Annotated in this window: 8 protein-coding genes; 6 read left to right on the forward strand and 2 right to left on the reverse strand. The window is 42.7% G+C overall.

Annotated elements, in window-relative coordinates; genetic code table 11:
* The first annotated feature begins 236 nt into the window (after positions 1–236).
* From QSH61_RS20170 to QSH61_RS20180, 3 genes are all read left to right on the forward strand, one after another.
* Positions 237–2,492, forward strand: a complete 2,256-nt coding sequence (locus QSH61_RS20170; RefSeq protein ID WP_206471948.1) for an acyl-CoA dehydrogenase — start codon at positions 237–239, stop codon at positions 2,490–2,492.
* A gap of 448 nt (positions 2,493–2,940) precedes the next feature.
* Complete coding sequence (locus QSH61_RS20175) at positions 2,941–3,879, forward strand: phosphotransferase (RefSeq protein WP_174169263.1); 939 nt, start codon at positions 2,941–2,943, stop codon at positions 3,877–3,879.
* A gap of 3 nt (positions 3,880–3,882) precedes the next feature.
* Positions 3,883–4,713 (forward strand): EamA family transporter, encoded by an 831-nt coding sequence (locus QSH61_RS20180; protein WP_206471949.1) that lies wholly within the window; start codon positions 3,883–3,885, stop codon positions 4,711–4,713.
* A gap of 25 nt (positions 4,714–4,738) precedes the next feature.
* On the opposite strand, the gene QSH61_RS20185 is transcribed toward QSH61_RS20180, so the two are convergent.
* Positions 4,739–6,382 (reverse strand): S8 family serine peptidase, encoded by a 1,644-nt coding sequence (locus tag QSH61_RS20185; RefSeq protein WP_206471950.1) that lies wholly within the window; start codon positions 6,380–6,382, stop codon positions 4,739–4,741.
* A gap of 142 nt (positions 6,383–6,524) precedes the next feature.
* Positions 6,525–7,586, reverse strand: a complete 1,062-nt coding sequence (locus QSH61_RS20190; protein ID WP_206471951.1) for an ABC transporter substrate-binding protein — start codon at positions 7,584–7,586, stop codon at positions 6,525–6,527.
* 200 nt (positions 7,587–7,786) lie between these two features.
* Here QSH61_RS20190 and QSH61_RS20195 point away from each other — a divergent pair, with 200 nt between their 5' ends.
* From QSH61_RS20195 to QSH61_RS20205, 3 genes are all read left to right on the forward strand, one after another.
* Positions 7,787–8,179, forward strand: a complete 393-nt coding sequence (locus QSH61_RS20195; RefSeq protein ID WP_174169259.1) for a cytochrome b562 — start codon at positions 7,787–7,789, stop codon at positions 8,177–8,179.
* A gap of 281 nt (positions 8,180–8,460) precedes the next feature.
* Positions 8,461–9,909: a basic secretory protein-like protein gene (locus QSH61_RS20200; RefSeq protein WP_174169258.1), complete on the forward strand. Its 1,449-nt coding sequence runs from the start codon at positions 8,461–8,463 to the stop codon at positions 9,907–9,909.
* 194 nt (positions 9,910–10,103) lie between these two features.
* The gene (locus QSH61_RS20205) at positions 10,104–12,932 is read left to right on the forward strand and encodes a TonB-dependent receptor domain-containing protein (protein WP_174169257.1); all 2,829 of its coding nucleotides are present in this window, start codon (positions 10,104–10,106) and stop codon (positions 12,930–12,932) included.
* Positions 12,933–12,938 lie beyond the last annotated feature (6 nt).

Here is a 12,938-nt window from a genome sequence, read left to right on the forward strand (position 1 = left end):
AATGTCAGTCTAGAACTGCTAAGGGTGTCAAAGTCCCTCTTTTACTCCTATTCCCCCCTAAGAACAGTAATTTACTTTTTTTGACTTACAGCTGTAAGCCATTAATTTAGCAGTCATTTATATTAATCACTCGATAACTCAGTAAAAAAGCCGTTAAAAAATTAAGTAGAGTAATTGATCTAAACGAATTTTTATGCCGTAATGTAGATATATCTATCTGGTCGGATGAGTTAATTATGAGCCTAAGAACGAATTTAAGAAAGATCCTCCCAAGCATTTCAATCACAGAACAAGAAGCATTAGATGCCGGTGATGTTTGGTTAGAAGGGTCAATTTATCAAGGTAAGCCTGACTTTTCGGCGCTTCGTGCTGTACCTGAAGCCAAGCTAAGCACAGAAGAGCAAGCCTTTTTAGAAGGTCCAGTTAAAGAATTAATGGGTATGATCGATGACTCGGAAATTCAAAATGGCAAACACTTGCCAGAGCATGTGCTTGAATTTTTGAAAAAAGAGAGATTTTTCTCTTTGATCATTCCAAAAGAATACGGCGGTCTAGAGTTTAGCCCTTACGCAAACTCAACGATAGTGGGTACAATTGCGACTAAATCCTCTGCGGTAGCGGTAACGGTGATGGTTCCTAATTCACTAGGTCCGGGTGAGTTATTGCTTCATTACGGCACTAAAGAGCAGCAAGCGCACTACCTTCCTCGCTTAGCAAACGGTCGTGATATTCCATGTTTCGCGCTAACAAGCCCTGAAGCTGGTTCCGATGCCGGTGGCATTCCGGACCAAGGTATTGTTAAAAACGGCATGTATAACGGTGAAGAAGTACTTGGTCTTGAAGTAACATGGGACAAACGCTATATCACACTTGCGCCGATTGCGACGGTACTCGGTTTAGCCTTTAAAGTATTGGATCCTGAGGGATTACTAGGCGGTAAAAAAGAACTAGGGATCACCTGTGCGTTAATTCCACATGACCATCCAGGTGTACAACTTGGTAACCGTCATGACCCTATGGGAATACGCTTCTATAACGGTACGACACGTGGTGAAAAAGTCTTTATCCCAATGGACTTTATCATCGGTGGCCAGAAGAATATCGGTCGCGGTTGGCAGATGTTGGTAAGTTGCTTAGGTGCAGGGCGTGGTATTTCTTTACCGGCGCTAGGTGTTTCAACTAGCCAAGTCGCACTGAAATCGGCATCTGAATATGCGGCGGTACGTGAGCAATTTGGTCTCTCGATCGGTCAATTTGAAGGTATTCAAGAAAAGCTTGCAGATATTGCAGGCAAAGCATACATGCAAGAGGCGATGCGGGTATTAACAACAGAAGGTTTAGGTATGGGTCTTAAGCCATCTGTAGTAACAGCAATTGCAAAATACCACATGACTGAAACTGGTCGTGACGTATTGGACTCTGCAATGGATATTCTTGCAGGTAAGGCTATTCAAAATGGTCCTCAGAATACCCTTGCAAGCGGTTATGTTGCCCAGCCAATAGCGATTACCGTAGAAGGTGCAAACATCCTAACGCGTAACTTGATGATCTTTGGTCAAGGTGTAATGCGCTGTCACCCATATCTACAGTCGATGGTTGAATCTATTCACAGCGAAGAGAAAGACGCCGACAGTAAATTCCGTGGTATTTTGACAAAAACAGTTAGCTATAGTGTTGCCAACAGCTTACGTGCTTTCAAATATGGTCTTATGCCATTTACTGCTGATGCAAAATCACCATTACCTGAAGTGCGTGCGTATGAAAAAGCCGCGCATAGATTAGCAGCTAAGCTTGCGGTATACGCAGACTTTTCATTGCTCGTACTAGGTGGAAAACTGAAACAAGCAGAAATGCTGTCAGCACGCCTTGGTGATGTAATGAGTCACTTGTATGCAGCGATGGCTTCAATCAAATACTATGAGCAAAAAGTAGCAGTAGCAGAGCGTGAGCAAGCAGCACCTTATTTCCATTATGCGACAAGGCATGCACTTATCAGTGCAGAAGAAGCGCTACATAAATTCTTAGATAACTTCCCGGCAAGTGGTACTCGTAAATTTATGCGTGTGATCACGATGCAGTTTAGTGGCAAACAAATGCCTAAAATTAATGATGATATGATCAGAGAATTAGCCGCCGCGGCGCAAATGGATACGCCAATCAAAGCGCAGCTTACTCATCTTGTGAAGCCTACCGCAGGTGATGGTCATGATATCAATGAGCAAGCATATAAAGCTAAGATGGGTTGCCTTGACCTGCTTGCCAAAGTTAAAAAGGCAGTTCGCAAGCGCGAGATCCAACCAGGTGTTCGTTTCGAGCAAACATTAGATAATGCGCTCGTTGGTAACCTTATCAACGAAGAAGAGTATGCAAAACTGGTTGATTACAATCGCAAGCGTGAAAAAGCAATCCGAGTGGATGAGTTTGACTTCGATTTAAACTTGTTAGATGAACAAAGTGCGAAAGAAACAGTCAAGCAAGCCGTGAATGAGTAAGTTAAACAAATAACTTTTTTGTAAAAGTAAAAGCCCTTAACCAATTGGTTAAGGGCTTTTTCATGTTGGGTAAAGATAATAACACCAGCTATAATTATCAAGCACTGTAAAACGGTTTGCTTATTATACCAATTTTTTGTTAATACTTGCTCAATTTGAAGGAGCATATCTGACGTTAACAGCGTTAAAATTTTTATTTAGAACAACTAAATAGCAAAATTTTTGCCTTGTCTATATGGATGTAGATACCTTGGCGGTAACAGGATGCGGTAGCGGAGTTATCGACAAGATTATCTCGTCTCAAAATAGATCACTTAATTAAGCAAATTGGTATTCGTAATAGTAAGTAAGGGGTTGTACTGTGTTTAAGTAACCTGAGTTATACAATAAAGAAGTTTGGCTATTTATTGAACGGCTCTCAGGTTAAATAACAAAAAGGTGTAACACAGTGAAAATAAGTATTCCGAATGATGTAATTTCTGCGCCTATGTCAACACAGCAAGAGCAACAATTATGGAGCGGTTGTGGTGATATGTTATTTATCAATCATGATGCTGGGAAGCTTGCAATTAAGCGCACTAAAGTGCCTAGTGACATTGCACATCGGCGAATTGAACAATCTTCAGTAGCGCTTGCGCGTAAAGCTAAGTCTTATCAAGTAGAACGCCACTTTTACAAGCATCATGCATGCGAGTTACTCTCACCCTGTAATACGCCGAGTTATTTAGGTGAAGGGGTAAGTGAAGGGATGGACTACATCGTCTTTAGAGACTTCTCAACTCAAGGTTTTTCGCAAACCGCTAATCCATCCGAGTCACAAATATTAGCAGTGATAGGGTGGTTAGCTAAATTCCATGCTCACTTTTTACAAAGCCCTGCAGAGCATGTGTGGGAGCAAGGAAATTATTGGCACCTAGATACACGACCGGATGAACTTGAGCGAATGCAACACAGTAGCATTAAACAAGCGGCACCTCGATTACGAGATCGTATCAAAAATAGCCATTGGCATACTTGGATCCATGGCGACGCTAAGCTTGCTAACTTTGCCTTTAATGGCGATCAAGCACTGGGATTCGATTTTCAGTATGTTGGAAAGGGTATTGGTGTATCAGACTTAATGCTGTTTATTACGTCGGTATTAGACGAAAAAGAACAGCTCCTGCATGCCGATGAGTATCTCAAATTGTATTTAGATATGTTGAGAATAGAATTATTAGGCAAAGCAGCCTCTATTGATATCGCTCAGATCCTTTCTGAGTGGGAGTCGTTGTGGCCTGTGGTGTGGGCTGACTTTTATCGCTTTCTGTTGGGTTGGAAACCGGACCATGTAAAAATCAATGATTACATGAAATTTCAAACGGAAATAGCATTACAACAGGGATAATAAATGGCCATAGCCTTATTCAGTGCGTTAAATTGGGCTGTATTTGATTTTTTACGAAAAAGGCTAGCAAGTCATTATTCAGCCGCACAAATGTCGGTGATATTTAGTCTGCTAGTCTTACCTGCATACGTAGGCTATTGGTTGGTTTTTGACAAACAGCTCCCAAGTTCTGCTTATTTAGCGCCTGCGATAGCTAGCGGAATGTTGGCTGCAATTGGTAGCGTAAACTTTATTCAGGCGCTTGCGCTTGGGCGAATGGCGGTTATCCTGCCTCTGTTATCTATCACTCCAGCACTTGCAGGTGTGTTTGCTTGGTTGCTACTTGGAGAACCTTTAACCACGCTGCAGTCAGTGCTAATCGCTGCGATTGTTCTCGCTTCATTTTTATTGCAAGGAGGCAGATTCTCTTTTCAAGAGCCAGGTGCAAAACAAGTTGCAATCACCTCTTTTTGCTGGGGGCTTTGCATCGTGTTCGATAAACAGGCTTTGCAATACAGCTCGCTCTCTTTTCATGCTGGGTTTCTAACCTTTATGGTATTTTTTGTTAATCTAATCTTGTTACGACCACAGTTTAAAAATCAAAATTTCCGCGCACATTGGTTGCTCTGGACTATTTCTGCAGTGGTATTCGCTGTCGCTGTTATCTTCCAAATGCAGGCGTTAACCGAAATTCAGCCGGGGCTTGTTGAAGGATTGAAAAGAGCCATTGGCATAATCAGCGCGAGTATGCTTGGGATGTGGTTTTTTAAAGAGGCAATTTCAACAAAAGAATGGCTTATGATCTCTGTTATTCTGTGCTGTAGTGCAATGTTAGCATTAAACAGTGGCGCTTAAGCGCCACTTAAATGACTAATTGATATTACTTACATTGCGCGACTTTAGTCCAAACGTTTGAGTAGATCTCTGGGCTTGCGCCTTGTGACCAGTACGTAGCACGGTATTCAAAGCCTTTAAATGAAACCCGGTCGCCCGTATTGTAGAACTTAGTTGTATTCCATTCTTGGATACCATTGCAGCCAGCTGGTGCATCACTAACGGTAACTGCTAGAGTCTTAGAAGCAGTTTTGTTATTTGAAGCTGTCACAGTGAGTGTCACTTGGTATGTACCAGCACTTGCGTAGGTGTGTGCTGGGTTGGTTTGTGAGCTTGTTGCACCGTCACCAAATTCCCACTGATAACTACCTGCTGTTGATTGGTTGTTAAATGTCGCAGTGAGGCCGGACACGCTGAAGTTAAAGTTTGCATTGACTGCACCTGAAGTATCACAACCATTATTTGTTAGATAATCAACCGCCGCTTTTGCTTGCACAATACCATAGCCGTAAGAAGTATCACGACCTGCTTGGCCTTTGTCTTTTGCTGTTGTATTCAACACTTGGCGAATTTGCTGAGCTGTACATTGCGGGAAGTGGCTCCACACTAGTGCTGCGACACCAGAGACATGCGGTGTTGCCATTGAAGTCCCACTAATACTGCGATACGCGCCATTATTCCAGGTTGAGTTTACACCAACACCCGGGCCTGCAATTTCTACTTGGCTGTTGTATTGAGAGAAAGAGGCTTTTGACTCAGAACTGTCTACTGCTGCCACGGATACAACTGCATTATACGATGCTGGGTAGCTCAACGAGCTATTACCCGCGTTGCCTGCGGCTGCGATATGTAGCATGCCACGCTGATAACTCTGCTCAAATGCGCTTCGTTCTGCCGTAGAGCTGCCGCTGCCACCTAAACTCATGCTGGTTACATTGGCGCCAGCCTGCTCACACTGCTCAATTGCTTTAATGAGGTCGGAACCGTATGCCCAGCGGCCTTGGTCATTAAACACTTTAACAATATGAAGACCTAGTTGCCCTGATGGATTCACCCCGACCACACCTGTGCCATTACCACCTAAAGCGGCGATTGTGCCGGCAACGTGTGTTCCGTGGCCGTTACCATCGTTACTCCACACACCTGTATCGTAGTTACCGTAGCCATCATTACCTGTAATGCCTGTGCTAGGTAAATCTTGGTGACCTAGCGTATAACCTGTATCCATAATACAGACTTTACGGTTGCCGCTGTAGCCGTCAGATACTTGGTTAGCCTGCACCATATTAATGCCGTAAGGTGTGGTTTCAGCGAGTAAATCAATTGCTGAAGTTTTTACACTTGGCAAATAGCGTTTAGGGTCAACTTCTACGTGTGCAATATTACCGCTTGCTTGTAGTTGTTGCATTTGCGTAGAAGAAACTTCGGCGACATATGCATTAATGCTTGGCAATGTGTTGACTGCAGCAGTACCCAAGGTGGAGTAGGCAGCTTCAGACAAAGTCTGCGCTTTAAACTGCGCCATTTCCGCTTGATTTAAGCGCACTGGCAGAACATTTGGTGTTGCGCTGTCTTTTAACGTGACAATAACGCGCTGTGTATCTGCGTGAGCAACTGAAAGGCTTGCACAAACGCAAGCGCTAAGGGTCGAAAGCTTAAGAAGTTTTACTACCGTATTACTGTTTTTCATATTTCACCTGTTTTACATGTTGTTTACGTTTGTTACTAAAACAGGTGTTGACATCGCTGTCAATGTGTAAAGATTAGACAGGTGTAAATTGCATTATCTTTCTGGGTTTTGTTTATTGCATTAATTAATCGTTCTTAAATTCTCAATTCTTCACATTATTATTGTGGTTATTTTTATTAAGTGAGTGAGTTAGTTCTGTAATGGTAAATTGCGCTGGATCGTTAATGTAACGTAAAAAGTCCAGGTGTTCAGGAAAGTTTCCATGTATGGCATGATACAAAGGTAAGTGAGCGTCATCCAGCGATTCGAAAATAGACAAGGTCACGCTGTCTATTGGTGTAAAGTCTCTATGATATTGTGCTAGTCGAGCTAAAGTATAGGCCCCAAGCAACACATGCCCTCCGATCGAAACATCTAACTTTGGCGCAATACCTTCATCCCAATTAATCCCACCTATGACGATCTTACGGCTTAACTCTTTAGCAGCGAGTAATGCGCCATAAGCAATAGGATCATTGGCAGCCCAAACGGTTGTAATTGCGGAGTCTCGCTGTAACCACGCTTTAGTGAGACGATAAGCTTCATTCTGAGACCATTGACAATTTGCCTCTGCGATTAATTCTAGCTTTGTATGGTGCTCAAGATAAGCGCGCATGCCTTTTTGTCGGTCTAATGCCGCAGTCGTCGCCACGTCTCCTAGCAAAGCTAATACATGTTGCGATGGATTGGAGGACCTAAGTGCTTTTCGCGCAAGTTGATGCATTAATTTAAAACCGGCTTGGAAATTGTCTGGCTCAATGGTGCCAATAATTTGGTGTCCTGACTTTAACAGAGCTACTTCCTCTGTTTTAGTCGGTCCGTTGAGCAAGAAAATAATCTTGATTTTGGTGGCTTTGGTGTTTAACAAATAGGGAACGACACTCGATTTTTCGTTAACCAGCACAAGGTAATCAGCATCACTTTTCAAGGCTTGCTCTACGAGCGATTTCATCAAAATATGGTTGCGCTGCGCATAACTAATTTTGAGGGAAATATTCATGTTATTAGCGGCCGCAGTCATCACGTTGCTGACGTTATACCAAAAGTCTCCGGTAGGGTTTTTTGTTGCAAAACCGGGGTTTACAAATTGAACGTTGAATCGTTGTGCAGATAGCACGGCCATCGGCGATAAAAATAAAAAGATGAACAACAATTTTCGGATCATAAGTCTCTACATTTTTGATATTCAAAAAGTGTGCTGCTAAATACGCGACGTCATTAATATAAGTATAGTTTACGCTAGAATCGTTGCGCTATCTGCCTGTTTTTTGAATGCTATTCGGAACCAGCATATTTTTCATAGCATTGAATTTAGCTCATGCGTTAATTGCTTTATACTAGCGCGCAAAGAGTAAGGGGACTTTGATGAGAAAAATCGTATTTATATTCGTGTTGTTGTTTTCGGTGTCAGGGGTTGCGCATGAGTCAAGCGAATTGAATAAAACCATGAAGGAAATGGGCCATATTTATAAGCAGGCTATGAAAGCGCAATCTGCTCAAGAAATGCAAGCACACTTAACCGAGCTGACTACACTCGTTAATGAAAGTAAGCAATTTCAGTTTAAGCAAGAGGTGTCTGCCGAGTCAGTTGAGGGCTTGGATAAAGTACTCGAAGCCATTACTAAGGCGAGCCATGAAATAGACTCGGGAAGAGTCGAGAAAGCCCGTGAAATGCTATTAAAAATTGATGAGCTGAGAAAGCAATACCACAAACTACACGAGCCACCGGGCTTTTGGGAGTTACTATTTGGTAGTTAACCTGAGATTCGAATAGTTAACTTATCCTATCGCTGTGGTTATTCCTTGTTCTATCACAGCGGCTTTGCTTATCGGTCTTGGCTTTAGTTGAATATGGCAAAAAGACTAGCGAGCCGTGGCTTTACCTCTCAGGCTCGTTAGTCTTCCATAAGATCCAAAAGCGATGAAATAGCGTTATCCTTTTCTGCACTTATTAAATATTACGTAAAAATCTACTCAAAATAAGTTGCATTATAAATTGGAACGATCCAGTATGTTTGTTTTTAATCTGGGAAATTTCAATGAAAACCTCCTCATTAGCCAGTCTAATTTTACTTTCATTTTGTGGCTCCTCATTAGCGAATGCCAATGCGCTCTACGACATCACCGAACGCGATGCATTCTCTGTAACGAGTGACGTAAAGGAGCAAATCCAAGGTGAGGGGATAGAGCAGTTAGTTGATAGGTCGCTAAAAAGCAAATTCTTATCTAAGCAATCCAGCGCTGAGATTGTATTTGACTTGAAAGACGTAAAAGCGCTCAGACAATATCGTCTCACTTCAGCCCAAGATGCCCCCGCGCGAGATCCAAAGCATTGGACTGTAGCCGTATCTAAAGATGGTAAGGTGTGGCAAGTGGCTGATAAACGCAACGATATCGTATTTTCAAGGCGAGGTGAAACACTCGCTTTTGACCTACCCAAAACAACGGATGCAAGGTACGTGCGCTTTACTGTGGCACAGGAAGGTAAAACGCAGTGGGGTGACCGTTTTTTGCAAATCGCTGATCTGGCACTCTATGCAGAAACAAACTTACCGCTGGCAAATTTTACTGCAGATAAAACTGTTGCCAAGCTTAATGAGCCAGTTTCTCTGCAGTCGATATCTGCAAACTCACCAACAGCACTGAATTGGAAGGTTGAGGGCAAAGCGATGCTGCCAAACGCAAAAAGTGTTGAAGTAGTTTATGACAAGCCAGGTAACTACGATGTCACTCTAGTCACTAAAAATGCGCATGGTTCGGACCTAAAAACCCGTGCGAACTATTTAAAAATCTACGATCCAACTCAACCATGGAAAGGCTTTGAGCCGCCAAAGGTCAAAGTAGTTATTGAAGATACTGAGTCGGCAGGGTCGAAACGCCTGCAAGCGCTATTTCCTGATATAGCCACTACGGTGGATGACGTAACTCGCCAACTGGCCCCAAGGTTGTACAAACACTTTGCAGAGTTACCAGAGTTTGAGCAAGTCACATTTAGGCTGAAGTGGATGGACACAATAGCGTATCGTTCTGGAGACGAAACAAATATGGAAATCGTGTTTAGTTCAAAGTACATCACCGAAAAACTCGCTGCGCAGCCAGATGAGCAAGTGGAATACGAACTCCTTGGTGTGCTCTGGCACGAACTTACACATGGATATCAGCTATTTCCAAAAGAGAGAAGTTATTCTGAGCCCGATGTACATGCATTTATTGAAGGAATGGCGGATCTCATTCGCATTCAAGCGGGATACCATAAAACCCGTTCACCTAAGCCGTCGGATTCTTGGATTGGTGGATACACAAATACAGGGTTTTTTCTTGCGTGGCTCGCTGAGTCTTATCCAGATTTTACCTATCGTTTTAATCAAACTGCGGTAGAAATAGAAGATTGGTCATTTGAAGATGCAATAAAATCAGTTACTGGAGAGCCTCTTGATAAGCTCTGGTCTCGCTATCAAAGTGTGCTAACTGCCAAGAAATTGCAGTGAACTAGCAAGAACTAGATGATTACAACTTGTCATCACTATGCTGTAAATGTACATAATTTGTTGACAGGTTTGTTTTATTGCTCATAATTGGAACGTTCCCTTTTTGATTTCTGCCTGAAGCTTTGTTGGTTTTGCTAAGGGAGAAATGAAATTTTAATAAAAATTGGAACGTTCCTTTAAATTATGGGGGTCTTATGACAACAATAATATATAAACATAGCCTGATCGCTGCTGCTGTCCTAGCAGCGGTAGCAACTAACTCAGTAACAGCCGCAACAGAAGAACAAGCAGAAGAAATAGAACGCGTTGAGGTGACAGGATCTCGTATCAAGCGTATCGCCATTGAAGGTGTTACCAATGTCCAAAGTCTCTCTTCCGCTGATATGGTCAGAAGTGGCTTTAACACAGTGTATGATGCACTGAGTAGTATTTCAGCCGCCAGTGGTGCCGTTCTCGGTGAAGTAGAAACTGGCTCCTATACACCTGGTGCCAAAGAGTTAAACCTGTTAGGTGTTGGACCTGAATACACACTAATTCTCGTTAATGGTAAGCGCTTGGCTTATTACCCAATGCCGTACGGTGGCCAAACCAATTTTGTTAATCTCGATATGTTGCCAACGGCGATGGTTGAGCGCATCGATATTCAATCCGGCGGAGGCTCTGCAATCTACGGTTCAGATGCGATGGCTGGGGTAGTCAATATTATCACCAAAAAAGGTATGGACGAGCATGTCGTTGAAGCATTCTATGGCCAGGATACTTATGGTACGGGTGATAAAAAAGGCTTGTCGTTTGTTGGTGGTTTTGAGCAAGACGACTTTACGTTTGACTACTCACTAGAATACAAGACGGAAGAGGCGCTAACTGGTGCCGACAGACCTTTTCATGACAGCGTTTGGGATAATCCAGATCCAACAAACAAGCGAGAGCTCAATCGTTCAATTACCGTATGGGCTGAGAATACCGAGTTCAAAAATCAATATTCAGCGCAGTACTGTAATACAGATGATAATCCACACCCGACTGCGGTTCAGCACTTTATTAGCCGCAATGATTACGGCCTAAGCTGTGGGTGGGATGAAACCGGCAACAACTTGCTCCGTAACCAAGTTGAAACCATGAGTTTGTATATCAACTCGGTGTACAGCATCAACGACGAACACAGTTTTTTTGTTAACGGATTTTATATCGATCAAGAAAAGAAAGGGGCACGAAATCCATTCTTCTTTGCTCATGCAGAGTCAATTCACGGATCCATGTTTTGGGATCCAGATATCAAAAATAAAGCTGGTGGCTATGGCGCTCCAGTTAAGTATATGTGGCGGATAGTGAATGATTCAGAATATACAAATGATGGCTTAGGTCGAGTATACGATGATAAATCTTATTCATTTAGTTTTGGTCTTGAAGGGGAGGTAGCAGATTACTATTACTCCGTTGGCTTCAGCCGTTCACAATACGACTTCTCTGATAGGTACTTGCATCACACGGTTGAAGGAAATAACTGGCTAAAAGGCCCTAAGTTGGGAGAGGTTGATGGCATGCCAATCTACCGTCCAAATTACCAAGCTTTTTTTGCACCTCTGACCCAAGACAATATGTATAACATGGCTGATTGGGCAACCTACGATGGCTTATCGTTCAATGAAACCCTAACCGCAGATCTGTCCGGGGATTTATTTGAGTTGCCAGCAGGATTTGTGTCTTTTGCCGCATATATTGAGCTGATGAAAGAAGGGACGAGGGCGACGCCCGATAGCAGAATTCTAAATAAAGAGTTTGTTGGTCTAACTGGCGTTATCACCGATGGTGAACGTAACCGTTATGCTGCGGCGACAGAATTTATGATCCCAATTACTGAACAGATCTCTAGTGAAATAGCGCTGCGTTATGACCACTATGATGATATTTCTGATGTTGGTGGGGCATTTACTTATCAAGTTGGTTTTAAATATTCTCCTACTGACGCGCTGATGCTAAGAAGTGCGTATGGCACAACGTTCCGTGGTCCTAGCATGAGCTCAGTATATCAAGGGTTTGCTGGTAACTTTGGACGAGGCTCGGACAGAGTGATTGCAGATGCATGTCTACGTTTTCAAACCACAGGGGATCCCGCTCAATATAATGCTGATGCATTAACTATCAGCTGTGCAGACTTAGACACAACAAATAGCAATGAGCCAAAGCTAGATGCTGACTTTGAGACAATCTCGGCAGGCGATCCAACTTTAAAAGAAGAGTCTGGTCATTCATTAACGTTCGGTCTTGTGTATGAGTACTCCCCTGAGCTGTCATTCAATGTTGATGTTTATGACATTGTCTTAAAAGACAAAATTACTCGACTTGGGTCTGGCGAAATTCTTGATAATGTCTGGAAGTGTGAAAACGGCTTAATTGATTCATCTTCTGCTAAATGCGCCAATATGCAAGACAGAGTACAGCGTTTTGATCAAGATGGTCTGGCAACCGACTGGTTAGGGAACACGAAAAAAGGGTTACCGTACACCGCAGCAATTATCAGAGAAGGTTATATAAACGCCGCGGAAAGGCAGCATGGCGGCGTCAACTTTGGTGTGAAGGGCACGTTTGAGTCAGAGCTTGGTGAGTTTATTTATAAGCTTGATTACAGCCATGTTTTAAAGAAAAAAGAAAAGCTTCGTCCCGAAGATCCGCTTGAGGATGTGCTAGACAGTCAAGATAACTATAACTTCAAAGATATGGCATCGTTTAACCTGACTTGGCAGTTGGAAAAGACCGCAATTTCATGGCAGGTAAATTATAAAGGAAAAAATTGGAACGGTGCTGATTTTGGTCAAAGAGAAAAGTTACCTGCATGGATAAAGCATAACCTAACCATTGGCCATTACATCAATGACAATACGCGAGTGATGTTTACGGTTCAAAACTTATTAAATGCGATGCCGCCTCAAGATGACTCGTTTAGAGGTTACCCATTTTATAAAGCGGGTAATTATGACACGAATGGGCGTGAGTTCTTACTAAAAGTTAACTACCAATTTTAATAATAA

Source organism: Pseudoalteromonas sp. JC3 (genome assembly GCF_030291895.1).
Taxonomy (GTDB): Bacteria; Pseudomonadota; Gammaproteobacteria; order Enterobacterales; family Alteromonadaceae; genus Pseudoalteromonas.